Annotated in this window: 27 protein-coding genes; 11 read left to right on the top strand and 16 right to left on the bottom strand. The window is 67.4% G+C overall.

The window, feature by feature from the left end:
* Positions 1 to 8: 8 nt before the first annotated feature.
* Together IEW24_RS21775 and IEW24_RS21770 are read right to left on the bottom strand one after the other, a co-directional pair.
* Positions 9 to 725, bottom strand: a complete 717-nt coding sequence (locus tag IEW24_RS21775) for a hypothetical protein (protein WP_188582583.1) — start codon at positions 723 to 725, stop codon at positions 9 to 11.
* Positions 726 to 815: 90 nt separating this feature from the next.
* Positions 816 to 2,411 (bottom strand): gamma-glutamyltransferase family protein, encoded by a 1,596-nt coding sequence (locus tag IEW24_RS21770; RefSeq protein ID WP_188582581.1) that lies wholly within the window; start codon positions 2,409 to 2,411, stop codon positions 816 to 818.
* Positions 2,412 to 2,588: 177 nt separating this feature from the next.
* Here IEW24_RS21770 and IEW24_RS21765 point away from each other — a divergent pair, with 177 nt between their 5' ends.
* Entirely contained in the window at positions 2,589 to 2,840 is a 252-nt protein-coding gene (locus IEW24_RS21765; RefSeq protein ID WP_188582579.1) for a hypothetical protein, read from the top strand.
* Positions 2,841 to 2,958: 118 nt separating this feature from the next.
* Positions 2,959 to 3,336, top strand: a complete 378-nt coding sequence (locus IEW24_RS21760; RefSeq protein ID WP_188582577.1) for an argininosuccinate lyase — start codon at positions 2,959 to 2,961, stop codon at positions 3,334 to 3,336.
* Positions 3,337 to 3,480: 144 nt separating this feature from the next.
* Here IEW24_RS21760 and IEW24_RS21755 read toward each other — a convergent pair whose 3' ends face one another.
* Complete coding sequence (locus IEW24_RS21755; protein ID WP_244644592.1) at positions 3,481 to 4,176, bottom strand: nitroreductase family protein; 696 nt, start codon at positions 4,174 to 4,176, stop codon at positions 3,481 to 3,483.
* 426 nt (positions 4,177 to 4,602) lie between these two features.
* Here IEW24_RS21755 and IEW24_RS29015 point away from each other — a divergent pair, with 426 nt between their 5' ends.
* Together IEW24_RS29015 and IEW24_RS21745 are read left to right on the top strand one after the other, a co-directional pair.
* A complete protein-coding gene (locus IEW24_RS29015) occupies positions 4,603 to 5,280 on the top strand; it encodes a cold-shock protein (RefSeq protein WP_188582575.1) in 678 nt (225 codons plus the stop codon).
* A gap of 82 nt (positions 5,281 to 5,362) precedes the next feature.
* Positions 5,363 to 5,554: a hypothetical protein gene (locus IEW24_RS21745; protein WP_188582574.1), complete on the top strand. Its 192-nt coding sequence runs from the start codon at positions 5,363 to 5,365 to the stop codon at positions 5,552 to 5,554.
* 383 nt (positions 5,555 to 5,937) lie between these two features.
* Here the strand turns inward: IEW24_RS21745 and IEW24_RS21740 are convergent, their stop codons facing one another.
* The 10 genes from IEW24_RS21740 to IEW24_RS21695 form a co-directional block, all read right to left on the bottom strand.
* Complete coding sequence (locus IEW24_RS21740) at positions 5,938 to 6,417, bottom strand: DapH/DapD/GlmU-related protein (RefSeq protein ID WP_244644591.1); 480 nt, start codon at positions 6,415 to 6,417, stop codon at positions 5,938 to 5,940.
* Between the two features lie 189 nt (positions 6,418 to 6,606).
* Complete coding sequence (gene yihA / locus IEW24_RS21735; RefSeq protein WP_188582570.1) at positions 6,607 to 7,278, bottom strand: ribosome biogenesis GTP-binding protein YihA/YsxC; 672 nt, start codon at positions 7,276 to 7,278, stop codon at positions 6,607 to 6,609.
* Between the two features lie 155 nt (positions 7,279 to 7,433).
* Positions 7,434 to 9,269, bottom strand: a complete 1,836-nt coding sequence (gene yidC, locus IEW24_RS21730) for a membrane protein insertase YidC (RefSeq protein WP_188582568.1) — start codon at positions 9,267 to 9,269, stop codon at positions 7,434 to 7,436.
* Complete coding sequence (rnpA, locus tag IEW24_RS21725) at positions 9,266 to 9,640, bottom strand: ribonuclease P protein component (RefSeq protein ID WP_188582566.1); 375 nt, start codon at positions 9,638 to 9,640, stop codon at positions 9,266 to 9,268. The genes yidC and rnpA overlap by 4 nt, the downstream gene beginning before the upstream one ends.
* A gap of 24 nt (positions 9,641 to 9,664) precedes the next feature.
* On the bottom strand, positions 9,665 to 9,799 hold the full coding sequence (gene rpmH, locus IEW24_RS21720; protein ID WP_188582564.1) for a 50S ribosomal protein L34: 135 nt from the start codon (positions 9,797 to 9,799) through the stop codon (positions 9,665 to 9,667).
* Positions 9,800 to 10,194: 395 nt separating this feature from the next.
* Positions 10,195 to 12,153, bottom strand: coding sequence for a YbaL family putative K(+) efflux transporter (gene ybaL, locus IEW24_RS21715; RefSeq protein WP_188582562.1), 1,959 nt, complete (start codon positions 12,151 to 12,153; stop codon positions 10,195 to 10,197).
* Between the two features lie 254 nt (positions 12,154 to 12,407).
* Entirely contained in the window at positions 12,408 to 13,013 is a 606-nt protein-coding gene (gene leuD / locus IEW24_RS21710) for a 3-isopropylmalate dehydratase small subunit (protein WP_188582560.1), read from the bottom strand.
* Between the two features lie 70 nt (positions 13,014 to 13,083).
* On the bottom strand, positions 13,084 to 13,518 hold the full coding sequence (locus tag IEW24_RS21705) for a metallopeptidase family protein (RefSeq protein ID WP_188582558.1): 435 nt from the start codon (positions 13,516 to 13,518) through the stop codon (positions 13,084 to 13,086).
* Between the two features lie 499 nt (positions 13,519 to 14,017).
* Complete coding sequence (leuC, locus tag IEW24_RS21700) at positions 14,018 to 15,442, bottom strand: 3-isopropylmalate dehydratase large subunit (RefSeq protein ID WP_188582556.1); 1,425 nt, start codon at positions 15,440 to 15,442, stop codon at positions 14,018 to 14,020.
* Positions 15,443 to 15,551: 109 nt separating this feature from the next.
* Entirely contained in the window at positions 15,552 to 15,716 is a 165-nt protein-coding gene (locus tag IEW24_RS21695; RefSeq protein ID WP_188582694.1) for a hypothetical protein, read from the bottom strand.
* Positions 15,717 to 15,930: 214 nt separating this feature from the next.
* On the opposite strand from IEW24_RS21695, the gene IEW24_RS21690 reads away from it, so the two are divergent.
* Positions 15,931 to 16,206, top strand: a complete 276-nt coding sequence (locus IEW24_RS21690; RefSeq protein ID WP_188582554.1) for a hypothetical protein — start codon at positions 15,931 to 15,933, stop codon at positions 16,204 to 16,206.
* Here IEW24_RS21690 and IEW24_RS21685 read toward each other — a convergent pair.
* The 3 genes from IEW24_RS21685 to IEW24_RS21675 all read right to left on the bottom strand — a co-directional run bounded on the left by IEW24_RS21685 (position 16,196) and on the right by IEW24_RS21675 (position 20,518).
* Positions 16,196 to 17,464, bottom strand: coding sequence for an MFS transporter (locus IEW24_RS21685; protein WP_188582553.1), 1,269 nt, complete (start codon positions 17,462 to 17,464; stop codon positions 16,196 to 16,198). The genes IEW24_RS21690 and IEW24_RS21685 overlap by 11 nt on opposite strands.
* A gap of 478 nt (positions 17,465 to 17,942) precedes the next feature.
* Positions 17,943 to 19,556, bottom strand: a complete 1,614-nt coding sequence (locus IEW24_RS21680) for a phosphoenolpyruvate carboxykinase (RefSeq protein WP_188582552.1) — start codon at positions 19,554 to 19,556, stop codon at positions 17,943 to 17,945.
* Between the two features lie 236 nt (positions 19,557 to 19,792).
* Positions 19,793 to 20,518: a HugZ family pyridoxamine 5'-phosphate oxidase gene (locus tag IEW24_RS21675; RefSeq protein ID WP_188582551.1), complete on the bottom strand. Its 726-nt coding sequence runs from the start codon at positions 20,516 to 20,518 to the stop codon at positions 19,793 to 19,795.
* 240 nt (positions 20,519 to 20,758) lie between these two features.
* On the opposite strand from IEW24_RS21675, the gene IEW24_RS21670 reads away from it, so the two are divergent.
* From IEW24_RS21670 to IEW24_RS21645, 6 genes are all read left to right on the top strand, one after another.
* Positions 20,759 to 21,460, top strand: a complete 702-nt coding sequence (locus IEW24_RS21670; protein ID WP_188582550.1) for a response regulator transcription factor — start codon at positions 20,759 to 20,761, stop codon at positions 21,458 to 21,460.
* 89 nt (positions 21,461 to 21,549) lie between these two features.
* Positions 21,550 to 23,361 (top strand): sensor histidine kinase, encoded by a 1,812-nt coding sequence (locus IEW24_RS21665; protein ID WP_188582548.1) that lies wholly within the window; start codon positions 21,550 to 21,552, stop codon positions 23,359 to 23,361.
* A 3-nt stretch (positions 23,362 to 23,364) separates the two neighbouring features.
* Positions 23,365 to 23,835 (top strand): HPr kinase/phosphorylase, encoded by a 471-nt coding sequence (locus IEW24_RS21660; RefSeq protein ID WP_188582546.1) that lies wholly within the window; start codon positions 23,365 to 23,367, stop codon positions 23,833 to 23,835.
* Positions 23,836 to 23,942: 107 nt separating this feature from the next.
* A complete protein-coding gene (locus IEW24_RS21655) occupies positions 23,943 to 24,344 on the top strand; it encodes a PTS sugar transporter subunit IIA (protein WP_188582544.1) in 402 nt (133 codons plus the stop codon).
* A 73-nt stretch (positions 24,345 to 24,417) separates the two neighbouring features.
* Entirely contained in the window at positions 24,418 to 24,705 is a 288-nt protein-coding gene (locus IEW24_RS21650) for an HPr family phosphocarrier protein (RefSeq protein WP_244644602.1), read from the top strand.
* A gap of 184 nt (positions 24,706 to 24,889) precedes the next feature.
* Positions 24,890 to 26,374 carry a sensor histidine kinase gene (locus IEW24_RS21645; protein ID WP_244644590.1) on the top strand — a complete coding sequence of 495 codons (1,485 nt, stop codon included), beginning with the start codon at positions 24,890 to 24,892 and terminating at the stop codon, positions 26,372 to 26,374.
* The last annotated feature ends 51 nt before the right edge of the window (positions 26,375 to 26,425 follow it).

The raw sequence follows: 26,425 nt of genomic DNA, 5'->3' as shown, positions 1-26,425 counted from the left end.
CGGCCCGCTCAGACCAGCCGCAATTCCGCCCGGCGATCATAGAGGAACAGCCCCTCGCCATCCCAGCCCGCCGACCAGCCACCCTGCCAGAGCCGGTAGCCCGCCTCGGTGGGATCGGCGGCATCCGGCGGCGCGCACAGCGGCCACAGCACCCAGGCCGAGACGTCATAGGCGGTAGCGAGCCGGTAGAGCGGCTCGGACAGGAAGAAATAGGCCGCCTCTCCGACCTCCCCTTCCGCCGCCCGCGCCAGATCCGGCATGCGGTCGCGCAGGTCGATGAAGGGCGTATCGGCGCTGCCGAAGGCCTCCTGGAGCGCCACCAGCTCCGGCACCAGCACACGGATCGGCCCCTCCGGGTCCGGTGCATCGAGGCCGAGCGCACGGGTGTGCGCGAGCGCCGGTCGCAGCAGCGCCTGCGCTTCCTCCGGCCCGATGGCCTGCGGCGGGGTCGCGAGGACGATCTCCACCCGCGCCAGCATGTCGTCGCCGCGCGGCAGAATGGCGAAGGCCTGCTTGCGGGCCGCCGCCCCATCCGCCCATCCGGAATGCCAGAAGGCGAACTGCAGGCGGAAGTCTTCCATCATGTCCGGCAGCGGATCGGGCACGCCCTTTTCGTCATCCTCGGGATGGTCATAGCCGTCGAGGATCGCGTGCCAGCGTCGCTGCCACGCCTCCGGGTCCGGCGGGATGGATGACTCGGACCGGCGCTTCAGGAAACCGAACATGCGAGGTGCCTCCACCGCTGCGGGGCGAGGCTGATGCCCGCCCCTTCGCCATCCCCCCGCCGTTGATGTCGTGCCCCCCGGCGCCTGTGATCAGATGCCGCCCGCGCCGCCATCGGCGCGCGGATCGTGGGCGCCTTCCAGATCGCGCTTGGGCGTGAAGATCACCGCGCCCGCATGGCCCATGGTGTCGGAGAAGGGTTCGGGGATCACTTCCACATCATGCCCCACGGAGGCCAGACGGCGGACGATGTCCTCGTCGAACCGGGCTTCCATGCGCAGGTTGGTGTGGGTGGAGCCCCAGGTGCGGCCCAGCAGCCAGCGCGGCCGCTCGATGGCCTCGCCCAGCGGCACGCCGTGCAGCACGTGGCGGGAGAAGACCATGGCCTGCGTCTGCGGCTGCCCCTCCCCGCCCATGGTGCCATAGGCCATCACGCGTCCATCCTTCAGCACGGCCAGCGCGGGGTTCAGCGTATGGAACGGCCGGCGGCCGGGCTCCAGCGGGTTCACGGCGCGCGGATCGAGGCTGAAGGAGGCGCCCCGGTTCTGCATCAGCACGCCGGTGCGCGGCAGCACGCAGCCGGAGCCGAACTCGAAGAAGATCGACTGGATGTAGGAGACCACATACCCGTTGGCGTCCGCCGCGCCGAGCCAGATGGTATCGCCGCGCTTGGCCGGCTGCGGCCAGGGCAGCGCCCGGCCCATGTCGATCTTCGCCGCGTCCGCATCCAGCGCCGCCTTGGTGAGGAAGCTCGCGGGATCGTGCTCCAGCCGCTCGAAATCCCGCACCACGGCGTTGCGCACCAGGAAGGCGCGCTTGGTGGCCTCCACGAGGCCGTGCACATATTCGAAGCTCTCCGCGCGGGCGACCTTCAGCCGGTCATAGAGGCCGAGGATGAGCAGCGAGGCGAGGCCTTGCGTGGGCGGGGGCGCGTTGAACACGCGGCCCACGGAGAGATCCACGGCGAGCGGCTCGCGCAGCACGGCCTTGTAGGCTTCCAGATCCGCCCGCGTGACCGGGCTGCCGATGCGCTCCAGATCGGAGGCCAGTTCATGGGCGATGTCGCCGCGATAATAATCCTGCGTGCCGGCCCGGCCGAGATGCTCCAGCGTGTCCGCCAGCTTTTCGGCCTTCTGCACATGGCCGGTCTCGGGCGCCTTGCCATCCACGAGGAAGGTATCGGCGAAGCCGGGGGCGTCCTTCAGCTCGGCGAGCTTTTCCTGCGTCAGGCGATGCTGTGACGCCGTGACCGGCACGCCCGCGCGGGCATGATGAACCGCGCTTTCCAGCAGGCGCGACAAAGGCAGGCGACCGCCCGCCGCCTGCGCCGCCTCGAACGCGAGCCCCCAGCCGCCCACGAGACCGGGCACCGTGAGGGCGGCGAGCGGGCCGCGCTCGGGAATCTGGTCGTAGCCGGCGTCATTGTAGAAGCGCACCGTGGCCTTGGCGCCGGCGAAGCCGCAGGCCTCGATATAGCGCACGCGGCCATTGGGTTCGCGGATCAGCCAGAAGCCGTCGCCGCCCATATGGTTCATGTGCGGATAGACCACCGCGATGGCGGCGGCGGTGGCCAGCGCCGCCTCGATGGCATTGCCGCCTTCCGCCAGCACCTGCCGGCCCGCCTCGACCGCGAGGGCATGGGGGGCGGCGACGATGCCGCGGGCGGTGTGCAGGCTTTCATGGCTCATGGGCGGGGCTCCTCCGGCGGACCTTCTGCCGTCACGCGCTTGACCCGCGCGGCGTTGCAGAGCAGTGTCCCGGCCTCATAGAGCACGTTGTCCTCCGCTGGAAGCAGCCGGCCGGGGAAGTGTGCACGCAATACAAGTTATGCGGCGCCCAGCGGGCATGCCGCGCAGGAGAAGAGCATGGCGGGCGCGAAATCGGCGCGAGAAGGTCTCAGTGCGCGGGGTCTGGTGAGCGTGGTGAGCGCGACGATTCTCGTGGCTTGCCAGGCGATCACCGTCGCCATCGCCGCCGGCTGGGCCATCGCCGGCCTGTTCGGGCTCGGCAACATCGGTGAATATGCGCTGATGGCGCTGTTCGGCCTGCTCGCGGCCTATGTGAGCCTGCTCTACGTGAAGAAGGCCATCGTGGCGGAGACCAACGCGCATTACTGATGCGCGCAGCCGCTCAGGTGTATTACTGAAACTTGCGACCATCCCGATTGACGGGATGTCGGCTGCCACGTAAGCGTGCCTCGTCTACCGGGAGGTAGAATGCTAAGGGGGACATACGATGAAGGGGCAGTTCTTTGCGATCGCCATGGCCGTTCTGGCCCTGGTGGGTTTTGCCGCGCCGGCCGCCGCCCAGGAAGGCAAGCAGGACTTCACGCTGGTCAACAAGACCGGCTACGACATCGACAAGGTGTTCGTATCGCCCACCAAGACCGACGACTGGGAAGAGGACGTTCTGGGCAAGGACGTGCTTGAGAATGGCGATGCCTGGACGATCAAGTTCCATCGCTCCGTCCGCACCTGCAAGTGGGACCTGAAGGTCGTCTATTCGGACGATGACTCCAGCGCGATCTGGTACGGCATCGACCTGTGCTCGGTCTCCAAGATCACCATCCGCTACAACCGCCAGAGCGACAAGACCTCCGCCTCGTTCGAGTGAGGTCCGTCGCCCGCGCAGCTCCCTTGGCGGGGCGCGTGGTTCTGCGACAGGGCTCGCGATACGCCGACAGGTCCGGAGCGGTTCGGGCTTTCCCGGAGCACGGAACCGCTCTCGCGCTGTTGCGCTCCCATGCCCGGCGGCGGGTCAGCCTGCCGCCGGCTGCCACACAGTGACCACCGCGTCGGCCGCCGGCCGCGGGCGATCCGCCGGCTGCTCGGCCGGGCTGCCCAGATGGATGAAGCCCGCCACCTGCTCGCCCGCGCCGACCCCCAGCAGGGCTGCGGCCTCGGGATCGCGCCCCGGCCATTTCAGCAGCCACTGCGCCCCATAGCCCAGCGCGCTCGCCGCGCTCACCAGCGCCATGCCGGCGGCACCCGCCGAGAGAATCTGGTTGAACACCGGCACCTTGGCGGCGGCATCCGGCCGGCTGACCAGCACCACCGTCACCGGCGCGCGCAGCATGTAGAGCCGCCACATGTCGGCCTTGCTCTCCGGCAGGTCCGGATTCTGCCGTTTGTAGAGCGCATCCATACGCGCGCCCGCCGCGGCGCGGGCCTCGCCGGCCACCACGATGAAGCGCCACGGCACCAGCCGGCCGTGATCGGGCACGCGGGCGGCGATGGCGAGCATGCGGTGGAGTTCGTCATCCATGGGCCCCGGCTCCACCAGCGAGCGCAAAGGCAGGGAGCGGCGACGCTCCAGCATGTCCAGCGCGGCCTCGAAACGGGGGGCGGCGATGGCCACGCCGGCATGGGCGGGCGCTGCGCCATGGTGACGCCGAGGAATGCCCTCCGGATGCTCCGGCGAAACCGTGGCGCCCGGCCCTTCCATCTGCGTCATGCCGCACCCTCCGCGCGCGTCCGCCATGTTATGCAAGCAATCCATTTTGGCCACGGGATCCGGGCCCTGAACAGGCGTTCATCGCCCCTGGCTCAACTTGCGTCCCGCGCTGGGTTCCCGTGCAAAAACAAAGCGTAATTCCTGAGGCCGGATCGATCACATCTGATAAACATTGATGTACCAAATCGGCAGGAATGTGTGTTAGCATCTCTTCATGCCGGTGGGATGCGCGTTTTTGCATGGAGCGCGCGGAAAATCCGGCCGTGTCCATTTAGGCTGCGAGGCGAGAAGCGGATAGCTGGCTTGAGCGTGTCGAGGGGGACTAACAGGTCATTCCAAGACGGTATCAGTACAAGCGACAACAAGTTCAGCAAATGGTGGATGGCCTTAGCCAAAGTTGGCGACCTGACCTCAACGGAAATACACATGAGCCGTAACCGAGACTTCCGAGAGCCGCGCCGTCGTGGCTTTGATGACGATTATGCCCCGCCGTCGCGTGACCGCGCGTTCGGCGGTGGAGAGCGTGCTTTCTCCTCGCCCAGCAGCTCCTTCAGCGCGCCTGTTCCGTCGGGTCCGCCCATTGACGCCACCGTCAAGTGGTTCAATCCCGAGAAGGGCTTCGGCTTCGTCGAGCTCGCGGATGGTTCGGGCGATGTGTTCCTCCACGCTCGCGCGCTTGAGCAGGCCGGCCAGGACAGCGTCCCGCCCGGCTCCAAGCTCAGCGTCCGCGTCGGCCAGGGCCAGAAGGGTCGCCAGGTGACTGAAGTGCTCGAGGTTGACACCTCGACCGCCGAAGCCGCCCCGCCCCGTCGCGCCCCCGGTGGTCCGGGCGGCTTCGGCGGCGGCGCCCCCCGCATGGGTGGCGGCGCTCCCCGCGCGGCTTCCGGCCCGACCGAAGAGCGCGTCGGCACCGTGAAGTGGTACAACCCCGAGAAGGGCTTCGGCTTCATCGCGGTTGAAGGCGGCGGCAAGGACGTGTTCGTCCACGTGACCGTCGTGTCCCGCTCCGGCCTCGCCGACCTCGCTGAAGGTCAGCGCGTGGTGGTGCAGGTTGGCCAGGGCCCCAAGGGTCCCGAGGCTCGCGGTATCGAAGTCGCCGACTGATCGGCCTTCGCTTTTGACCAAGGGGACGGACGCAGCCTGACCGGCGGCGTCCGTCTCTGCGTTTTTGGGAGTACAGTTTCATATGGCTCATGTTGCAGAGGCAGACCTCAAGGGCCTCCTCGAACGTCTGAAGACCGCGCAGCGCGACCTTCTGATCACCGCCGCCCACGCGAATGCCCTTCCCACCGACGGCGCGCTCCGCAAGGTCGCCGATCTGGAAGGCGCCATCGCCGCTACGGAGGCGCTCATGCAGGAAGAGAAGAAGCGTCGCTGACGCCATGGGGCTCATGCCCCCGGTGGCGAGGGTCAATAAAGCGCGGGATTCGCCCGGTGGCGGATCACATGAAGCCGCGAGGCGCCGGCCCCGGGTGGGGGCGAGGACGGCGCCGGCTGGCATTCCTCAATTCCGCGCCGTCTCCCGCCGCCGCGATGCGCGTTTATGTCCTTTTTGCTCGCGCCGACATCCTACGCTCCGGCACGCCTCCCCGTGTAAGAAGCGGCGTTGCAGGCCGCCGGACCAGCGCCCGGGCGCATCCAGCTGTGATTGCCTGACAATCCGCGCCGGCAAGCCTCTCTTTTCAGAGTTATGGAGCCGGACCGGGACCATCGGTCCCGCCTAACACCGGCCAGACAGCCAGCCGTCATCCTGGCCTCGCCCTATTCGCCTTCGATCGAACGCACGATCCGCGCCGGGTTTCCGGCCACGAGGGTGTTGGCGGGAACGTCGTGCGTCACCACCGAGCCGGCGGCCACCACCGCATTCTCCCCCACCGTCACGCCACCGATGATAATCGCGCCGGCCGCGATCCAGACGCCGTTCTCCAGCGTGATCGGCCGCCCCTCAAGGCGCGCCCGCCGCTGGGATGGGGCGACGGGATGCCCGGACGTGAGCAGGCTCACGTTGGGGCCGATCATCACATCATCCCCGATGCGGATGTCAGCGAGAGAATAGAAGGTGCAGTTCTGATTGATGAAGACCCGCGCACCGACGTGGATATTCTTGCCGCAGTCTGTGTAGAAGGGCGGAATGAGCCGGAAGTGTTCGCCAACCTTGCTGGCAGTGATGTCCTCGAACAGGGCGCGGACCTTGTCCGCATCGGCATAGGTCAGGCGGTTGAGCACGGGCGTGAGCGCCATGGCGCGCTCGACATCCGCGACGAACTGCCGGGAGTCCGGCGTTCCCCTGCCAATGGTCCTGATGCCTCCACCTGCCGACATCCCCCACCCGTTCTCACGCCAACCCCGGCAATATCTCCACGAGGCATCGCGCGTTTCCGTGTTTCAGCGCAACACGGAAACACTCCAGCGGGCGGGCGCCCAAAAGCCTCAGCCCCGCTCCGCCAGCAGGCGGGCGATGGCGGCGCGCAGTTCCGGCAGCCCCTTGCCGGTCTCGCTGGAGGTGGGGAAGATCTCCGGATAGGCGGCCGGACGGCGCCTGATCTTCTCCTGCGTCTCCTTGAGACGGGCGGCGAATTCCGTGGTCTTCACCTGATCGGACTTGGTCAGCACGATGGCGTAGGACACCGCCGCCTTGTCCAGCAGGTCGAGGATCTCCTCGTCCACCGCCTTGATGCCGTGGCGGCCGTCGATCAGCACGAACACGCGCGCCAGATTGACCCGCCCGCGCAGATAGGCGCGGATGGTCCGCACCCAGGCATCCACCTTGTCCTTCGGCGCCTTGGCGAAGCCGTAGCCGGGCATGTCCACCAGCATGAACTCGGGCTGGGCGCGGAAGAAGATCAGTTCCTGCGTGCGCCCCGGCGTCACCGAGGTTCGGGCGAGATGGGTGCGGCCCGTCAGGGCATTCACGAGGCTCGACTTGCCCACGTTGGAGCGGCCCACCAGCGCCACTTCCACCCCCTGCATGGGGGGCAGGAATTCGGTGGTGGGCGCGGCGGTGACGAACTGCCATTCGGCGGCGAACATCAGCCGCCCCGTCTCCAGGAAGGGATCAACGGCGTCGGGTTCGTCGGCGGCGGGCACGGGCGTGTCGGTCATGGCCCGCTTATGGTCCGCCGCGCCCGCGCGCGCAAGCGCGGGCGGAAGCAAAAGAAAAATCCCGCCCGCACAAGCAGGGGTAGCAGGGCTCAGGTGGCAGGGCTCAAAAGAAAAGGGCCGCGCAGTGCGCGGCCCTTTCGATCTTGTCCGGGGCCTCAGCCCTTGGCCGGAGCCTTCTTGCGGAAGGCACTGCGGATATTGTCCCACAGCTCGATCTTCACGCCATGGCGCTTCATGATCGCGGCCTGCTGGATCACCGAGAGCGTGTTGTTCCAGGCCCAGTAGATCACCAGACCGGCGGCGAAGTGCGCCAGCATGAAGGTGAAGATGATCGGCATGTAGTTGAAGATCATCTGCTGGGTCGGATCCGGCGGGGCCGGGTTCAGCTTCATCTGCACCCACATGGTCACGCCCATGATCAGCGGCCAGGCGCCGAGCATCAGGTAGGGGCCAAGCACCGGCACGATGCTCGGATCCCACGGGATCAGGCCGAACAGGTTGAACACCGTGGTCGGATCGGGCGCGGAGAGGTCGTGGATCCAGCCGAAGAACGGCGCCTGCCGCATTTCGATGGTGACGAACAGAACCTTGTACAGCGCGAAGAAGACCGGGATCTGGATGATGATGGGCAGACAGCCCGCCACCGGATTGATCTTCTCCTTCTTGTACAGCTCCATGGTGGCCTGCTGCTGCTTCACCTTGTCGTCGGCGTAGCGCTCGCGGATGGCGACCATTTCGGGCTGCAGGGCCTTCATCTTCGCCATGGAGGCGTAGGACTTGTTGGCCAGCGGGAAGAAGATGGCCTTCAGCAGCACGGTCACGGCCAGGATGGCGATGCCGAAGTTGCCGACCAGCTTGTAGATCCAGTCGATCACCAGGAAGAGCGGCTTGGTGATGAAATAGAACCAGCCCCAGTCGATCAGGCGATCGAAGCGATCGATCTGGTACTGCGTCTCATAGCCGTCCACCACGGCCACTTCCTTGGCGCCGGCGAACAGGCGCGACTGGGTGGTAGCGGTGGCGCCGGGCTCCACCGTCTTCGCGGCCGCCAGGAAATCGGCCTGGAAGGTGCGGGTCTGGCCCAGCATGGAGGAGGAGAAGCGCGCGTCCACCTCGACCTTCTGGTCGGGGATGACGGTGGCGGCCCAGTACTTGTCGGTGATGCCGAGCCAGCCGCCGGTCGCCTTGTGCGTCACCGGCTTGGCGTCGTCCATCTTGGAATAGGTCACTTCCTGGAGGCCATGGTCGCCCATGACACCCACGAGGCCCTCGTGCAGGATGTAGAAGCCTTCCGTATGCGGCATGCCGTGGCGGGACACCAGCGCGTACGGATAGAGCGTGATGGCTTCGCCGCCCTTGTTCTCCACCTCGTCCTTGACCGTGAACATGTAATGGTCGTCGACGGTGAAGGTGCGGCGGAAGATCTGGCCCTGGCCATTGTCCCAGCTGAGCGTCAGCGGGGTGGACGGGGTCAGTTTGGCGCCTTCGGGCGCGGTCCACAGCGTGTCGGCGCCGGGCAGCGCCACCTTGGCGCCGGGGGCCGAAGTCCAGCCGAATTCCGCATAGAAGGGCGCGGGCGCACCGGAGGGCGAGAGCAGAACGATGTTCGGGCTCTTCGGATCGATGGTCTCGCGATACTTGGCGAGCAGCAGATCGTCGGCGCGGCCGCCGCGCAGGGCGATGGAGCCCTTGAGGGCCGGGGTCTCGATGGCGACGCGCGGGCTGGCCTCAAGCGCCTGGGCGCGAGTCACGGTGCGGGTCGGTGCGCCACCGGCGCCGGGAGCGCTGGGCGCGGCGCCGGGCTGCTGCGGGGTGCTGCCGGCATTGCTGCCGGGCGCGGTCTGGGTCTGGCCCGCCTGCGTCGCCTGCTGCTGCTGGAGCTGCGCCTGGCGCTGCTTCTCCTGCGGCATGGCGATGAAATATTGCCAGCCCAGCAGGATCGCCAGCGACAGGCCGATGGCGATGAACATATTGCGGTTGTTATCGGTCATGCCGGGCGGCCTCCGTCGGCGGGGGCAGAAGATTTTTTGGATTTTTTCGCGGCATGCAGCCGGGTCACGGCGCGCTCGAGATCGCGCACCAGTGTCTGGAACGGCGCGTGCAGACATGGGCTGCGCGCCACCAGCACATAATCGAAGCCGTCCTGACCAACCTCAGGCAGCACCTGGCGTGCCGCCTCGCGCAGACGCCTGCGCATGCGATTGCGGACCACGGCATTGCCGTTCTTCTTGGTCACGGTGAAGCCGAGCCGGGGTTCCGCTTCGTCGCGGCGGTCCCGGCCCTGCAGAAGAAAGGACGGGACGCTGGCCCGTTCGGCCCTGGCAGCCGCCAGGAAGTCACGACGCTTGCGGAGACGATCCACGATGGTCAGCCCCGCAGGCACGCCTCACGCCGACAGGCGCTGACGGCCCTGCGCGCGACGCGACGCAATGATCTTGCGGCCGTTCTTCGTCGCCATGCGCGCACGGAAGCCGTGCCGACGCTTGCGCACGAGCTTGCTCGGTTGATAAGTGCGCTTCACGGGTCTTGTCTCCGGATGTGTCGGGCCTCGCCGGAAGGCAGGGCCGTCATTTCAAGTCTGGGCCGATGGCCCGATGTCAGTTGAGCCGGTGCCCGATCCCCGCGGACGGAAGACCGGACTGGCCCGACGGCACTTTCCTGAGCCCTTGCCCGTCCGAGGACGGTGCCGCCGGCGCTTCCCTGAACCCCTCGCAGGGTTCAAACCGGGAATAAGGCAGGGCCCCAGGAGGCAGAGCCGCCCGAGTTCGGGTCCGGCTTATAGGGGTGGGAGGGCCGCGCGTCAACGGTGAACACCCCCTCAAACGGCACCGATCTCCCCCTTCCCTCGCGCATCCCTGCCTTTCGCGCGCAGGCATCCGGGCGAGATGGGGCAAAGGGTGGCAATACACCTCACATTCAGGCGACAGGCACCGCCCGCTCCTGCTCCCGCGCGCCCGCGCTCTCCGGCACGGCGCTGCCTTCCGGCTCGGCCAATGTCTCCTCCGGCGGGCCGCCAGCCAGCACGTCGCCAATGTCCGGCAGCACGCCCGCGTCCGGCGGCAGGGTGGTGAGCTGATCCAGCGGCACCGCCTCCCCGTCCGCCATCACCACGGCCGCCAGCGGCGCATCTTCGGGCGCAGCCGTGCCGTGCGCTTCTTGCTCGCTGGCCGCACCATCGAGGCCGAAGACGTGGCCCAGCATGCCGCGCGCCACCTCGCGTTCGCCCATGATGATGAAGCCGGCGCCGTTCTCGCGCAGATTCTCCACCTCGGCGTCCGAATGGGCGCGGGCGATGATGTCAAGTTCGGCATTCAGCGCGCGCGCCTTGCGCAGCACGCGGGCGGCCTCGAAGCCGTCCGGAATGGCCAGGATGAGGCGGCGGGCGCCGGCCACGTTGGCCGCGTTCAGCGCCTCCGGAAGGGCGGCGTTGGCGGCGATCACCTCGATGCCGGCCTCGCGAAGCATATCCACCGAATCCTCCTGATCCTCGATGACGAGGAAGGGGGTGCCGGCGGTCTCAAGGCCGGCAGCCACCAGCCGGCCCACGCGGCCATAGCCCACCAGCACCGTATGGTTGCTCTTGGCCGTGGGCACGAGGGCGGCGTCCGGCTCGGGCTCGGCCGGGGTCGCGGCTGCGGTGGCGGCGGAGGCCGGCTTGGCCTTCACCAGCATCGGCTTGATCTTGTCGAGCGCGATGAAGAAGAACGGGTTGAGCAGGATGGAGATGATGGCGGTGGCGAGGATGAGGTCGCGCCCCTCCTGCGGCAGCAGCCCAAGCTCCACGCCCAGCGCGGCGAGAATGAAGGAGAATTCGCCCACCTGCGCGAGGCTGGCGGAAATGGTGAGCCCTGTCGTCTTGCCGTAGCCGAACAATCGCACCAGAGCGAAGGCCGCCAGCGACTTGCCCACCAGCACGATCAGCAGGGCCACGATCAGCGGGATCGGGCTGCGCAGAATGATGCCGGGATCCACCAGCATGCCCACGGAGACGAAGAACATCACCGCGAAGGCGTCGCGCAGCGGCAGCGTCTCTTCCGCCGCGCGATGGGACAGCGGCGACTCGCTCAGCATCATGCCGGCGAAGAAGGCGCCGAGCGCGAAGGAAACATCGAACAGCTTGGCCGAGCCGTAGGCGACACCGAGCGCGATGGCCAGCACCGCGAGGCGGAACAGCTCGCGCGAGCCCAGGCCCGCCACCATGTCCAGCAGCCAGGGAATGACGCGCCGCCCCACCACCAGCATGAGCGCCACGAAGGCCACCACCTTGGCCATGGTCAGGCCCAGCGTCGCCCAGATGCTGGAGGTGCCGAACAGCATCTCCGCCTGCGAATGGGTCGCCGCCTTGCCGCCCAGCACTTCCGCCAGCGCCGGCAGCAGCACCAGCGCCAGCACCATGGCGAGGTCTTCCACGATCAGCCAGCCGACCGCGATGCGGCCCTGCTCGCTCTCCAGCAAACGCCGTTCCTGCAAGGCGCGCAGCAGCACCACCGTACTCGCCACCGAGAGCGAGAGGCCGAACACAAGGCCGCCGCCGATGCCCCAACCCATGAAATAGGCGAGCGCCATGCCCAGCAGGGTCGCCACGGCGATCTGCGCGATGGCGCCGGGAATGGCGATGGCTTTGACGGAGAGCAGATCGGCCAGCGAGAAATGCAGGCCCACGCCGAACATCAGCAGGATGACGCCGATCTCGGCCAGTTCCAGCGCCATCTCGGGATTGGCGGTGAAACCCGGCGTGAACGGCCCGGCGAGAACACCGGCCAGCAGATAGCCCACCAGAGGCGACACGCGCAGCCGTTGCGCCACCGTGCCAAACACGAAAGCCAGTACGATGGCTCCCACGATGGTGGCGACAAGCGGCATTTCATGGTGCACGGGCAATCCTCCGGGCGCTGCGATATGGCGGGGGCAACCCGCCCCCCCGGAGGGAGGCCAATGACGCGGGACGCGCGGGATTGCGGCTCAGTTTAAGCCGATAGGAAAGGCAGAACAGTGACTTCAGGCTTGCACCGCAGCCGCTTTTTGCCCCGATCCGGCACTTTTTCTCCTCAGGAAACGAAAAAAGGCGCCGCGAGCGGCGCCTTTGCAACAGATGTCACGGTTTTCGCCCGTGGAAAGCCGGACCTGAATCACAGCCAAGGCTGGCTGTCCTGCTTCGCGCTCTCATAGGTGCCGATGTCGGCCTTCTTCTCCAGCGTGAGGCCGATGTCGTCGAGGCCCTCCAGCAGGCAGCGCTTGCGGAAGGGGTCGATCTCGAACTTCAGCGTGCCGCCGTCCGGGCCGTGGATCTCCTGCGCCGCCAGATCGATGGTCAGCGTGGCGTTGGCGCCGCGATCCGCATCGTCGAACAGCTTGTCGAGGTCGTCCTTCGACACCACGATGGGCAGGATGCCGTTCTTGAAACAGTTGTTGTAGAAAATATCGGCGAACGAGGTGGAGATCACGCAGCGGATACCGAAGTCCAGCAGCGCCCAGGGGGCATGCTCGCGGGACGAGCCGCAGCCGAAATTGTCGCCGGCCACCAGGATCTTGGCGTTCTTGTAGGCGGGCTGGTTCAGCACGAAGTCGGGATTGTCCGTGCCGTCCGCATTGTAGCGCATGTCCGAGAACAGGCCCTTGCCGAGGCCGGTGCGCTTGATCGTCTTCAGATACTGCTTGGGGATGATCATATCGGTGTCGATATTGACGATCTTCATCGGCGCGGCGACGCCGTCCAGCTTGGTGAACTTGTCCATTCTCAGGCGCTCCTTGCCTTGATCCCGTGACGGCCGGCGCACCGGCCCTGAATGTGTCTGCCGGCGGGCCTCACAGGTCCGCCGCCGCCTCCACCCGTTCCATGTCGTCGTCCGACAGGCCGAAGTGGTGGCCGATCTCATGCACCAGCACATGGGCGACGATGGTGCCCAGGCTCTCCTCATGCTCCGCCCAGTAATCGAGGATGGGCCGGCGATAGAGGAAGATCAGGTTCGGCAGCCGCCCGGTGGGGGCCATCGCATCGTCCTGCGCCAGCCCCACGCCCTGGAAGAGCCCAAGCAGGTCGAAGGGCGTCTCCGCCTCCATCTCCTCCAGCACCTCGTCGGTGGGGAAGTCCTCGATCTTGATGATGATCCCGTCGCACAGCCGCCGGAACGGCTCCGGCAGGCGGGCATAGACCTCGTCCGCCAGCACCTCCATCTCGGCGAGAGAAGGCGCCTCCAGCGTCCGCCACAGGGAGACGTTGTCGATCTGCCCGCCGCTCATGCGCGCAATCCTCTCACAGGCCGCCCGCAGGCGGGGCCTTTCGCCCTGCCGCTCGCGAGGCCGTGACCAGCATCACGGCAAAGACAAAGTTTCGACATCGCCCGTTACGTTTCGCTCAAGTTGAAGACACGACTTCGTGGTTAAGGAACTATTACCCGCAGTCGTCGTTGCCCCTACAGACAGGAACTTGGAGAGTGATATGCTTCGCAAGCTTGCGCTCACCGGCGCTTTGGTGTCCCTTCTCGGTATCGCCGCGTTCATGGCTCCTCACGAAGCGAACGCGGGCGTCATCGCCGCGACCATCGCCGGTCTGAACTGACACCGCCATCTGGCGACAACAGCCCTTTGGCGACAAAGACCCTTTTGAAAACAAAGGTCTGCGCGTGCCCGGCCCTGTCCGTCGTGGCCGCATGCGCACCTGAATGACGGCCGAAGTATTGCCGACCATTCAATGGCCGCGGAACCTTTCCGCGGCCATTTTTGTTCTTGGCGCCTGCGCTCAGCCCTTCGGCCAGCTGCGCACGTCCACGAAGCGGCCGGCGATGGCCGCCGCCGCCGCCATGGCGGGCGAGACGAGGTGCGTGCGGCCCTTGAAACCCTGACGGCTCTCGAAATTGCGGTTCGAGGTGGAGGCGCAGCGCTCCTCGGGGGCGAGGCGGTCCGCATTCATGGCCAGGCACATGGAGCAGCCCGGCTCACGCCAGTCGAAGCCGGCATCGCGGAAGATCTTGTCCAGTCCCTCGGCCTCGGCCTGCGCCTTCACCAGACCCGAGCCCGGCACCACCATGGCGTTCACATTCGCATTGACCTTGTGGCCGGCCACGATGGCCGCCGCCTGCCGCATGTCCTCGATGCGGCCATTGGTGCAGGAGCCGATGAACACGCGGTCGATGGTGATGTCGGTGATCTTCTTGCCGGCGGTGAGGCCCATATAGGCCAGCGCGCGGCGCTTGGCGTCCCGGCGCACCTCATCCTCGATGGCCGCCGGATCGGGAACGAGGCCCTCGACCGAGATCACGTCCTCGGGGCTGGTGCCCCACGACACGATGGGCGGCAGGTTGGCGCCGTCGAGCCGCACTTCGCGGTCGAAGAAAGCGCCTTCGTCGGACTTCAGGGTCTCCCAATAGGCGACCGCCTTGTCCCAGTCGGCACCCGTCGGGGCGCGGGGACGGCCCTTGAGATACGCGTAGGCCTTCTCATCCGGCGCCACCATGCCGGCGCGCGCGCCGCCCTCGATGGACATGTTGCAGACCGTCATGCGGCCTTCCATGGAGAGGCCGCGAATGGCTTCGCCGGCATATTCGATCACATAGCCGGTGCCGCCGGCGGTGCCGATGGTGCCGATGATGGCCAGCGTCACGTCCTTGGCGCCGACACCCTCGGGCAGGGTGCCGTCGACCGTGACGCGCATGTTCTTGCCCTTCTTCTGGATCAGCGTCTGGGTGGCGAGCACATGCTCCACCTCCGAGGTGCCGATGCCATGGGCCAATGCGCCGAACGCACCATGGGTGGAGGTGTGGCTGTCGCCGCAGACGATGGTGGTGCCCGGCAGCGTGAAGCCCTGCTCGGGGCCGATCACGTGCACGATGCCCTGCCGGATATCGTGCTCATTATAATATTCGATGCCGAAATCGCGGGTGTTCTCGGCCAACGTCTCCACCTGCGTGCGGCTCTCGGGATCGTCGATGCCCTGCGAGCGGTCGGAGGTGGGCACGTTGTGGTCCACCACCGCCAGCGTCTTGGTGGGCGCATGCACCTTGCGGCCGGCCACGCGCAGGCCCTCGAAGGCCTGCGGGCTGGTCACTTCATGCACCAGATGGCGGTCGATATAGAGCAGGCAGGTGCCGTCCTCCTGCCGGGAGACGATGTGGTCGTCGAAAATCTTGTCGTACAGGGTCTTGGGGCCGCTGGCGGGGGCGTTCATGGGTTTTGTCCTAAGGAGCACGGACCCCGCGCGCAGAATGGCCGGGGCAATCAGTCGGAACGAGGGAAAAGGAAGACACAGGGCGCAAAGGCGCACCCGGAACGCAGCCTCAAAGTCGGCCGAGGGCCGACGAGGTAAAGCGCCCGAAGAAGCGGCCCGGCAGGCGGACGTGATCCGGCACGTCGGCGAAGTCCATGGTCGTACGCGCGAAATGCCCGAAGGCGCAGAAAGCGGCCATCGGCAGATGCGGGACATGGACGGGTGAGCGGGTCATGACGCTTTGTAGCAGTTCCAGCATGCCGCGACAATGCGCGGCGCGCGGGTAACATACGCTGCAACGCACCGGCATGCATCCCCGGTTGTACGGCCAAGCCCTGCACCCGGCACAGGGCAAACGAAAAAGCCATGAGCTGAGCCGCGTTGTGCGACGCGATACAGTATGCTGCAATGCAGTATACAAACTCATCGGGGGGCCGACGGAGCGTGTGATGCGGTTGGACGTTGTAATTCTGGGCGCCCTGGTCGTTGCGGGCAGCGCCTCCATCTTCGGGGATCTCGGCCGCGCGGCGCCCGGCGTCACCGAAAGCACCATGGCGGTGGATTCCGTCGTCGCCTACGAGAAGGCCATGGACGCGCCCGTGCAGACTGCCTCTGCCACGCTGTGCCGCCGTCCAGGCGGGCCCATGCCCACCTCGCTGCGCTTCCTCGAGCCCGGCAATTACGGCACCACCGACTTCGACACCGGCTGCACCGCTACCCGCTGACGGCTCTTCCCTCGCACGCGGCGCGCACCACCGGTCGGCAGGCCAGCCACAGGGCCAGACCCGCCACCGCCACGCCGCCGAGGCAGAGAAACGCGGGCGCATAGCCGAAGCGCGCCGCCACCAGCCCGGCGAAGGCCGGGCTCAGCGCCGCGCCGATGCCCTGCACGGTCATCACCGCCCCCAGCCCCGCATTCACATGGCCCGTGCCCTTGAGGATGCGGGCCACGAGGCCGGGCGTCGCCACGCCCAGCAGCCCCGCCCCCACCCCGTCCAGCACCTGCACGGGCAGCATGGCGAGCGGATCGGGCCAGAAGCCGGCGATCAGCCCACGCACCGGCAAGGCCACCAGCGCCAGCACCATCACGAGACCATAGCCGCGCGTTTCCGCCAGCCGCGCGGCGAGCAGCGCCATGGGGATCATGGTCGCCTGCGCCACCAGCACGGTGCCCGCCGCATAGGCCGCCGGATCGAACGCGCCCGAGGTCGCCACTGCCTGGCTCAGCAACGGCAGCATGGCCGCATTGCCCAGATGGAACAGGCCGAGCGTCACCGCCAGCACCAGCAGCGGGCCGTTGCGCAGCAGGGTCGTGAAGCCGGGCACGGGGTGCCCCTCGCCCGCTTCCGCCGCATCGAGGCCGCGTGCCGCATCATGATCGATGTCGCGGGGGCGGATGCGGACCAGCATGAGCAGCGAGCCCACAGCCATCAGGCTCATGAGCACGAAGACCGCAGTGATCCCGTAGAAATAGCCGAACAGGCCGGCAAGACCCGCGGCGGCGAAATTGCCGCCATGGTTCCAGGCTTCGTTGCGGCCGAGCTGCCGGGTGAGCCCCGCCTGCCCCACGAGGCCGAGGGTGAGGCCCGCAATGGCCGGCCCGATGGCCGCGCCTGCGATGCCGGTGGCCACCTGTGAGACCGCGACCGTTACCAGTGTCGGATTGAGCAGCAGGACAATGGAGGCCGCCACCACGAGCACCGCAGGCACCGCCACCATGGCGCGCTTGGCGCGGGTGGCATCGGCCAGCATGCCGAGCGGGGTGGTGGCGAGCATGCCGGCAAGGCCGCCCAGAGTCATCACCGTGCCGATGGCATCGGCCTGCCAGCCGAGCCCCACCAGATAGATGCCGAGGAAGGGCCCGAGCCCGTCGCGGACATCGGCGAGGAAGAAGTTCAGCCGCGCGAGGGCGGAGATGGAGCCGGCCTTCGGGGACGCCGGAGCTTCGGGAATGAGGGACGCATCGGCGGGGATATGGGACATGCGGGATGTCTCGGGCGCACCGCGATGGCGCGGCACGCCTTCAACGAGAATGGAGGTTGCCGGTTCCTCCCAGCGACACGGGCTCGTTTCTGCCCCCAACACCCGGAAACCGACACGGCCTCCCAACCAGCACGACAGGTCCCCTCTCCCGCTTGCGGGGGAGGGCTAGGGAGGGGGCACGGGCGCGCCGGAATTCAGAAGGACAACAAGAGAGTTAGGCCGCGACATCCGCCTGCGGCGGCCCGCTCCCTGCCCTCCCCCGCAAGCGGGAGAGGGTGAAATCGGAGGGCAGGTGCCAGAGCGAGCAAAGCCCGCTTTGCCGCAAGCGGGAGAGGGGAAATCGAAGAGCTTGGGTAACTTGGGTAAGAAGAGCGCGGACAGGCCCCCACACACAAAAAACCCTCCCCCGCGCACGGGAGAGGGTGAAACCTGAAGGTGGACGCGGGCAACAGCGAGGATCGCCCGCCCCTTGAAGATATCACTCCGCCGCGATGCGGACGTGTGGCTGGGCGGCACGGACGGTGGCGTCCACGTGGCTCTCGAACTTCGAAAAGTTCTCCTGGAACATGGCCACCAGCTTGCGCGCGGTGGCGTCGAAGTCCGCCTTGTCCGCCCAGGTCTTCGACGGATAGAGGATGTGCGGCTCCACCCCCGGCACCGAGGTCGGCACCGAGAAGCCAAAATAGGGATCGGTGCGGAAGGCCGCATCCTTCAGCGAGCCGTCCAGCGCCGCCGTGAGCAGCGTGCGCGTGACCTTGATGGGCATGCGCCGGCCCACGCCGAACTTGCCGCCGGTCCAGCCGGTGTTCACCAGCCAGCAGTCCACCTTGTGCTCGGCGATCAGGTCCCGCAGCAGATTGCCGTAGACGGACGGATGGCGCGGCATGAAGGGCGCGCCGAAGCAGGTGGAGAAGGTGGCTTCCGGATCCTTCACGCCCTTCTCCGTGCCCGCCACCTTGGCGGTGTAGCCGGAGAGGAAGTGATACATGGCCTGCTCCGGCGTCAGCCGGGCGATGGGCGGCATGACGCCGAAGGCATCCGCCGTCAGCATCACGATATTCTTCGGAATGCCCGCCTGCCCGGTGGGGCTGGCATTGGGGATGAAGTCGAGCGGATAGGCCGAGCGGGTGTTCTCGGTGAGCCGCCCGTCATCAAAGTCGGGAACGCGCGTCACCTCATCGAGGATGACGTTCTCCAGAATGGTGCCGAAGCGGTCGGAGGCGGCGAAGATTTCCGGCTCGGCTTCCTTGGAGAGGCGGATGGTCTTGGCGTAGCAGCCGCCCTCGAAATTGAAGACGCCGGTCTTGCTCCAGCCGTGCTCGTCATCGCCCAGCAGCGTGCGCGCGGGATCGGCGGAGAGCGTGGTCTTGCCGGTGCCGGAGAGGCCGAAGAACAGCGCCACGTCGCCATCCTTGCCGACGTTCGCCGAACAGTGCATGGGCATCACGCCCTTGGCTGGCAGCAGATAGTTGAGGAAGGTGAAGACCGACTTCTTCATCTCGCCCGCATAGGACGAGTTGCCGATCAGCACGATGCCCTTGGAGAAGTTCACCGCGATGATGGTGTCCGAGCGCACCCCGTGCCGGGCCGGATCGGCCTTGAAGGTGGGCAGGTCGATGATGGTCATCTGCGGGACGAAGCCATCCAGCTCCGCGCGCTCGGGGCGGCGCAGCATGGTGCGGATGAACAGCGAGTGCCACGCATATTCCGTATAGACGCGAGCCGAGATGCGATGCGCCGGGTCGGCGCCGCCGTAGAGATCCTGCGCGAACAGGGTCTTGCCTTCGGCTTCTTTCAGGAAATCCTGATAGAGCGTCTCGAACTGTTCGGGCGTGATGGCGCCGTTATTGTCCCACCATACCTCGCCATCCGTGGCCGCATCGCGCACCACGAACTTGTCCTTCGGGCTGCGGCCGGTGTGCACGCCGGTATTGGCGGCCAGCGCCCCGCCGGCCGCAAGCTGCGCCTCGCCCTTGGCGATGGCGTGCTCGTAAAGCTGGGGCTCCGTGAAATTCCAGTTCACCCCGGCAAGGTTCTTCAGGCCGAAGGTCTCAGCGCCTTGCTGCGGGTTGCGGTGTCCGGTCTCGATCACGGGTATGCCTCCTTAAAGCGCGCGGCATGATGGGCGCGTGTGGGGATTGCAAAGCGCAGATCGCATGGGCCTCAGGCCTCAAAGCGCTGGCTCCGCCTTATGAGAGGGGAACGTTCTTCAACCCGGCGGCGTTCCGCCGGGCCAGACTCCCCCGAAAACATAAGGACAGGCAGGATGAGGCGATGTGAAGGCGCGTGTCTATTCTTTTGAACGCACTCAAATCGTTTGAAAATTCATCACATTTTCTCTCGCGCCTGCGAGACAAGCTCCACAAGGACTTGCCGCACTGCGGTGCGCGTGGTTACGCGCTGCGGGAAGTCCAAACGTCGCACCTTTTCCCCATGCGCGATCTCGCAGCCCTCGGGATCGAGGCCGAGCATCTGCCAGTCCCCGCCCTCGCGCTCCGGCTCGCCCAGCAGGCGGGTGGCGTAAAGGGTGATGGCGTCCGCATGGTCGGAATTCATGTGCGAGATGACGCCCTCCACGCTCTCGCGCACCTCTTCCGCGCCGCTCCAGTCGGTCAGCAGCCCCTTGGCCGGCAGCGTGACCACCTTGCCGAAGCCCTCCACGAGATGCGCTTCCGCGATCTCCAGCCGGTAGAAGGCGAAGTCCTTGAAGTCCGCATACTGGGCGGCGCCGGGGTGGCGGGCGAGATAGCGCGGGCGCAGGTCCGGGCTCTCGGCCTTCACCACCTTGCCCAGCAGGCTGGCGCGCGGCGAATCCATGGGGTCCGCACCGCCGGAAACCAGCAGCAGCGAGGCGCGCGCATCACGGGCGAGGTTCTGGGTGTGGCGGGCCAGAGTCGAGACCAGAAGCCCAGGCGTGCCGTCCGCATCGGGGGCCACGGCGGCGAGGGAGGCGTAGGGAGCGCCAGTCTCTTCCAGCGTGGCGAGGGTGGCGAAGCGCGCCTCCCGCATCAGGCGGCGGATCCATGCCGTCGCGCGTGTTACTGCCTCACCCATAAGCCCCTCCTGACGCCGAAAGCGGTCACAGGGTCTCGGGATCGCCCCCTGCGCTGTCAAGATGACCTCCGCGCGCAGCGGCCACGTTGGAACCCTTGCAGATGTGCGGCATTTGGCGACTCAAGCTTTTCCAGCTAGTTTGCAGGTATAAATCGGCGCAGTGTCACATTTCGGCCACGCGAACCGGCTTCACCGCAGAGGCTGAGATCCTGACCGACACCGACGCCTGAAAGAGGTGCCATGCCCACGATCGCCCTCGTCGATGACGACCGCAATATCCTGACTTCCGTTTCCATCGCTCTGGAAGCCGAAGGCTATCGCATCGACACCTACACGGATGGGGCCTCGGCGCTGGACGGTTTCAAGTCCAACCCGCCCGATCTCGCCATCTTCGACATCAAGATGCCCCGCATGGACGGCATGGAACTGCTCCGCCGTGTGCGGCAGAAGACCGACATGCCGGTCATCTTCCTCACCTCCAAGGATGAGGAAATCGACGAACTCTTCGGCCTCAAGATGGGCGCCGACGACTTCATCAAGAAGCCCTTCTCCCAGCGCCTGCTGGTGGAACGCGTGAAGGCCGTCCTGCGCCGCGTCGGCGCCAAGGATGGCTCCGTCCCGCGCGAGACCGACAGCGCCAAGGTGCTGGAGCGCGGCCTGCTGCGCATGGACCCCGAGCGCCACACCTGCACCTGGAAGAACGAGCCGGTGGTCCTCACCGTCACGGAATTCCTGATCCTGCAGGCGCTCGCCCAGCGCCCCGGCGTGGTCAAGAGCCGCAACGCCCTCATGGACGCGGCCTATGACGACCAGGTCTATGTGGACGACCGCACCATCGACAGCCACATCAAGCGGCTGCGCAAGAAGTTCAAGTCGGCCGACGACAATTTCGAGATGATCGAGACGCTGTACGGCGTCGGCTATCGCTTCAAGGAAACCTGAGGCGCGCGTGGTCTGGATGGCACCGCCGTCCAGACCGCTGACCGTTCTCTGACAGAGCCTGGGAGCGAGCGCGGAGTGCGCTTCATCTGATGACCGACGCCGCAGAACAGATCGCCGGCCGGGGGCCTGACCGTCCCAATGCCGGCCAGGGGCCGGAAGCCACCCCCAAGCGCGGCCTCGGGATCCTGGCCACCTTGCGGCGGGTGCGCCGCTTCGTGGCCTTCAAGAGCTTCTCCAGCCTGACGCGGCGCATCGTCCTGCTCAATCTGGCGGGGCTGTGCGCGCTCGTCTCGGGCATCCTCTATCTGTCCGAATTCCGCGCCGGCCTCATCGACGCCCGCGTGCAGAGCCTGCTGGTGCAGGGCGAGATCATCGCCGGTGCGATTGCCGCCTCCGCGCAGGTGGAAACCAACGCCATCACCATCGACCCCGAACGCCTGCTGGAATTGCAGGCGGGCGAGAGCTACGGCCCCTCGGAAGAGGGGTTCGCGCCGCTGGAATTCCCCATCAATCCCGAGCGCGTGGCCCCGGTGCTGCGCCGCCTCGTGGGCCCGACCCGCACCCGCGCGCGCATCTACGACCGCGACGGCATCATGCTGCTGGACTCGCGTTCGCTCTATTCCAAGGGCGAGATCCTACGCTTCGACCTGCCCCCGCCCACCCAGCCCGCGCCGGGCCTGCTGGAGCGTGCATGGCGCGGCCTGCAGGGCTGGGTCGGACGCGGCGACCTGCCGCTCTACAAGGAACTCGGCCCCCAGAGCGGGCGCGACTATCCCGAGGTCGCCTCCGCCGCGCTCGGCCAGAAGGCCAGCGCCGTGCGCGTGGATGATCGCGGCCGGGTGGTGGTGTCCGTGGCGGTGCCCATCCAGCGCTTCCGCGCCATCCTCGGCGTGCTGCTGCTCTCCACCCAGGGCGGCGAGATCGACGAGGCGGTGGAGGCGGAGCGCTTCGTCATCGTGCGCGTGTTCCTCGTGGCCGCCGTGGTCATGGTGCTGCTCTCGGTGCTGCTGGCCGGCACCATCGCCGACCCCGTGCGCAAGCTGGCGGATGCGGCCGAGCGCGTGCGTCGACGCATCAAGACCCGCGTGGAGATCCCCGATTTCACCGGCCGCGCCGACGAGATCGGCCATCTGTCCGGCGCCCTGCGCGACATGACCTCCTCGCTCTACAACCGCATCGAGGCCATCGAGAGTTTCGCCGCCGACGTCTCGCACGAGCTGAAGAACCCGCTCACCTCCCTGCGCTCGGCCGTGGAGACGCTGCCGCTGGCCAAGACGGAGAATTCGCGCAATCGCCTCATGGAGGTGATCCAGCACGATGTGAAGCGCCTCGACCGCCTGATCTCCGACATTTCCGACGCCAGCCGGCTCGACGCCGAGCTGCAGCGGCAGGAGGCGGCCAGCGTCGATCTCAAGCAGTTGCTGGAGATGGTGGTCGGCATGGCGCAGGACGTGCGCAAGGAGGATGACGGCGTCAACGTCACCCTCGCCTTCGAGCGCGCGCAGGGCGCGCCCGCCGACTTCACCCTCGCCGGCCACGCCTCGCGCCTCGGGCAGGTGGTGGACAATCTCGTCTCCAACGCCCGCTCCTTCTCGCCGGAGGGCGGCACGGTGAGCGTGCTCTGCCGCCGCACCAAGACCGGCGCGGAGATCATCGTCGAGGACGAGGGGCCGGGCATCCAGCCGGACGCCCTCTCCCGCATCTTCGAGCGTTTCTACACCGACCGCCCCCATCAGGGCTTCGGGCAGAATTCCGGCCTCGGCCTCTCCATCTCGCGGCAGATCATCGAGGCCCATGCCGGGCAGATCTGGGCCGAGAACCGCACCGCTCCCGCCGAGGCCGGCGAGAGCGAGGCCAAGGTGCTGGGCGCACGCTTCGTCGTCCGCCTGCCCAACGGCTGAGCCGTGACCACGCCCGCCCCCTCCCCCGCAGGCGCCAGCATCCACGGCACCTGCGTGGCGGTGGGCGAAACGGGGGTGCTGATCCGCGGTCCGTCCGGCTCGGGCAAGTCCACCCTCGCGCTGCGCCTGATGCTCGACCCGCCCCGTTCGCTCCCCCCCGCCCGGCTGGTGGCGGACGACCGGGTGCACCTCGCGGTAGCCGATGGCGCCCTGATCGCCCGCCCGCCGGAGGCGCTGGCCGGCCTCATCGAGGTGCGCTACCTCGGCCTGCGCCGGGTTCCCCATCTTTTTTCTGTGAAGGTTAAATGGCTGGTCGATCTGTGTGCGACCGACGCCATGCGGCTGCCCATGCCAGAGGCACAGATCGCAAGCCTTGAAAGCGTAACGCTTTTCCGGATCGCACTGCCGGAGGGTGCGGACCCTGTGCCGGTGCTGGCGGCCGCATTGGCCACCGAAGCGATGAACAATATGTAATGCAATTGTGCGCTGCACCCCTTGCGTAATTTTTGAGCCGCTCTGAATATGGCTTCCCCGCTGGGCGGGAAGGCCTTCACCCTTGAAGAGGTGGAGGCGGAGGCAACATGATCGGTCTTGTGCTCGTCACCCATGGCCGCCTGGCCGCTGAGTTCTGCTCCGCCCTGGAGCACGTCATGGGTCCGCAAACCCAGATCGCGGCCGTGACCATCGGTCCCGACGACGACATGGAGCGTCGGCGGCACGATATCATTGACGCTGTCGCGCAAGTGCAATCCGGACAGGGTGTGGTTATCCTCACCGACATGTTCGGCGGCACCCCGTCCAACCTCGCCATTTCGGTGATGAACGCACCGGATGTGGAAGTGGTGGCCGGCATCAACCTGCCCATGCTGGTGAAGCTGGCCAAGGTGCGCGGCGAGCTGCCGCTGGCCGAGGCGGTGAACATCGCCCAGGAAGCGGGCCGGAAATACATCAATGTCGCAAGCCGCGTCCTTGCCGGAAAATAGCCCGCAGCCCCTCGCTGACGCGGACGCGAAGCCCGCCGAGGTGCAGCCCGCCGAGGTGGAAGCCGCCTGCGGGGTGCCGGCGGCGGAGAATGCGCTGGTGCGGCGCCTGCCCATCATCAACAAGCGCGGCCTGCACGCGCGGGCGTCCGCCAAGTTCGTGCAGAAGGTGGAAGCCTTCGACGCCCATGTCACCGTCTGCCGCAATGGCGAGGCGGTGGGCGGCAATTCCATCATGGGCCTGATGATGCTCGCCGCAGCCCCCGGCACCAGCGTGGTGGTCACGGCTACCGGCAATCAGGCCGAGGCGGTGCTGGATGCCCTCGAGGCGCTGGTCGCCGATCGCTTCGGCGAAGAGGAATAGCCCCCGGAACACTGTTTCCGCCTCCCCGGCGCGGACAATTCCCTAACGGCATGAACTATTTCGAAGCGGGGATACCTCCGCCTGCGAACGTCTTTTTCGCATTCGCACACCAAAACGCCCCTTTCTTCACGTAGCCGCGAGTCAGCGCGCATCCATTTCCCTATGGTTGCGCGTAGGAGAGGGCGTGGGACTGCCAGTGGACCAGCAAGGCACCAGGACGACCGCACAGCCTGCCGCGGAACGGCGGGTGCGCTTCGGCCTGTCCGGAAAGCTGCTGGTGCTGACCGTCGTCTTCGTCACGCTGGCGGAAATCGCCATCTTCGTGCCGGCGCTGGCCAATTACCGTCTGGCCTGGATTTCCGACCGCCTCGCCGCCGCGCGGATCGCCGCCCTCGTGCTCGATGCCGCGCCGGAGGACACCATCCCCGCCGACCTCACCCGCCAGCTCCTCCAGAGCGTCGGCGCCAAGGTGGTGGTGGTGAAGCGCGAGGACACGCGGCGCCTGCTCGCCATGTCGGACATGCCTCCGCCCATCGACCACCATGTGGACACCCGCGACACCACGCTCTGGCGGGCGGTGGCGGATGCCTTCGACACGCTCTGCGCCGGCAATGGCCGCACCCTGCGCGTGGTGGGCGATGCACCGCGCGGCGGCGAGTTCCTTGAGATCGTCATCGCCGAGACGCCGCTGCGCACCGCCATGCTGCGCTTCGCCGCCACCTTGCTCGGCATCTCGCTGGTGGTGGCCGTGCTGGTGGGCGTGCTGATCTATTCCAGCCTGCACTGGATGTTCGTGCGCCCCATGCGCCAGCTCACCCGGCGCATGTCCGATTTCCATGAGGCGCCCGAGGATGCCTCGCGCATCATCGTGCCCTCCGGCCGTGGCGACGAGATCGGGGTGGCCGAGGAGGCGCTGGCCGAGATGCAGACCGAGCTGGCGCAGACGCTGGCCCAGAAGACCCATCTGGCCGCCCTCGGCCTCGCGGTGTCCAAGATCAACCACGATCTGCGCAACCTGCTGGCCTCCGCCCAGCTCATCTCGGACCGTCTGGTGTCCATTCCCGATCCGGCCGTGCAGCGCTTCGCCCCCAAGCTCATGGCGGCGCTCGACCGGGCCATCGCCTATTGCCAGCAGACCCTCTCCTACGGCCGCGCGCAGGAGCCCCTGCCCGACCGCCGCGAGGTGGACGTGGCCGCCCTCATCGCCGAGGTGCGCGAGACGCTGGGCCTCAGCGAGGCCGCGCCCATCGGCTGGGTGGCGGCGGTGGAGCGCAATCTGTGGGCGGACGCAGATCCGGACCAGCTGTTCCGCGTTCTGCTGAACATCGCCCGTAACGCGCGGCAGGCGCTGGAGGCGCGCGCGCCCAACACGCCGGAGCGCGACCAGATCCGCATCAGCGCCCGCCGGGTGGGCTCGGTGGTGGAGATCGAACTCTCCGACACCGGCCCCGGCATCCCGCCGCAGCTGCGGGACCGCCTGTTCGCGGCCTTCCAGGCGTCTGCCCGGCCGGGCGGCACCGGCCTCGGCCTGCCGATTGCCGACGAGCTGGTGCGGGCCCATGGCGGCGAGCTGCGGCTTCTGGACGGCACGCTGGGCGCCACCTTCCTCATTTCCCTGCCCGACCGTCCCATCGAACTGCGCCAGCGCGCCCAGCGCGCCCGCGCCTGACGCGCCCTAGGCGAGCGGGCCAGACGGAAGATCATGGCTTTGCGCCCTGCG

The sequence above is a fragment of the Azorhizobium oxalatiphilum genome (genome assembly GCF_014635325.1).
GTDB lineage: Bacteria > Pseudomonadota > Alphaproteobacteria > Rhizobiales > Xanthobacteraceae > Azorhizobium > Azorhizobium oxalatiphilum.
This window is presented reverse-complemented; position numbering and strand designations above follow the sequence as displayed.

Bases quoted from the DNA above. Each gene is read 5' to 3' on its own strand.
- IEW24_RS21775 (WP_188582583.1), bottom strand. From the start codon at position 725: ATGTTCGGTTTCCTGAAGCGCCGGTCCGAGTCATCCATCCCGCCGGAC.
- IEW24_RS21770 (WP_188582581.1), bottom strand. From the start codon at position 2,411: ATGAGCCATGAAAGCCTGCACACCGCCCGCGGCATCGTCGCCGCCCCC.
- IEW24_RS21765 (WP_188582579.1), top strand. From the start codon at position 2,589: ATGGCGGGCGCGAAATCGGCGCGAGAAGGTCTCAGTGCGCGGGGTCTG.
- IEW24_RS21760 (WP_188582577.1), top strand. From the start codon at position 2,959: ATGAAGGGGCAGTTCTTTGCGATCGCCATGGCCGTTCTGGCCCTGGTG.
- IEW24_RS21755 (WP_244644592.1), bottom strand. From the start codon at position 4,176: ATGACGCAGATGGAAGGGCCGGGCGCCACGGTTTCGCCGGAGCATCCG.
- IEW24_RS29015 (WP_188582575.1), top strand. From the start codon at position 4,603: ATGAGCCGTAACCGAGACTTCCGAGAGCCGCGCCGTCGTGGCTTTGAT.
- IEW24_RS21745 (WP_188582574.1), top strand. From the start codon at position 5,363: ATGGCTCATGTTGCAGAGGCAGACCTCAAGGGCCTCCTCGAACGTCTG.
- IEW24_RS21740 (WP_244644591.1), bottom strand. From the start codon at position 6,417: ATGGCGCTCACGCCCGTGCTCAACCGCCTGACCTATGCCGATGCGGAC.
- yihA (WP_188582570.1), bottom strand. From the start codon at position 7,278: ATGACCGACACGCCCGTGCCCGCCGCCGACGAACCCGACGCCGTTGAT.
- yidC (WP_188582568.1), bottom strand. From the start codon at position 9,269: ATGACCGATAACAACCGCAATATGTTCATCGCCATCGGCCTGTCGCTG.
- leuD (WP_188582560.1), bottom strand. From the start codon at position 13,013: ATGGACAAGTTCACCAAGCTGGACGGCGTCGCCGCGCCGATGAAGATC.
- IEW24_RS21705 (WP_188582558.1), bottom strand. From the start codon at position 13,518: ATGAGCGGCGGGCAGATCGACAACGTCTCCCTGTGGCGGACGCTGGAG.
- leuC (WP_188582556.1), bottom strand. From the start codon at position 15,442: ATGAACGCCCCCGCCAGCGGCCCCAAGACCCTGTACGACAAGATTTTC.
- IEW24_RS21695 (WP_188582694.1), bottom strand. From the start codon at position 15,716: ATGACCCGCTCACCCGTCCATGTCCCGCATCTGCCGATGGCCGCTTTC.
- IEW24_RS21690 (WP_188582554.1), top strand. From the start codon at position 15,931: ATGCGGTTGGACGTTGTAATTCTGGGCGCCCTGGTCGTTGCGGGCAGC.
- IEW24_RS21685 (WP_188582553.1), bottom strand. From the start codon at position 17,464: ATGTCCCATATCCCCGCCGATGCGTCCCTCATTCCCGAAGCTCCGGCG.
- IEW24_RS21675 (WP_188582551.1), bottom strand. From the start codon at position 20,518: ATGGGTGAGGCAGTAACACGCGCGACGGCATGGATCCGCCGCCTGATG.
- IEW24_RS21670 (WP_188582550.1), top strand. From the start codon at position 20,759: ATGCCCACGATCGCCCTCGTCGATGACGACCGCAATATCCTGACTTCC.
- IEW24_RS21665 (WP_188582548.1), top strand. From the start codon at position 21,550: ATGACCGACGCCGCAGAACAGATCGCCGGCCGGGGGCCTGACCGTCCC.
- IEW24_RS21655 (WP_188582544.1), top strand. From the start codon at position 23,943: ATGATCGGTCTTGTGCTCGTCACCCATGGCCGCCTGGCCGCTGAGTTC.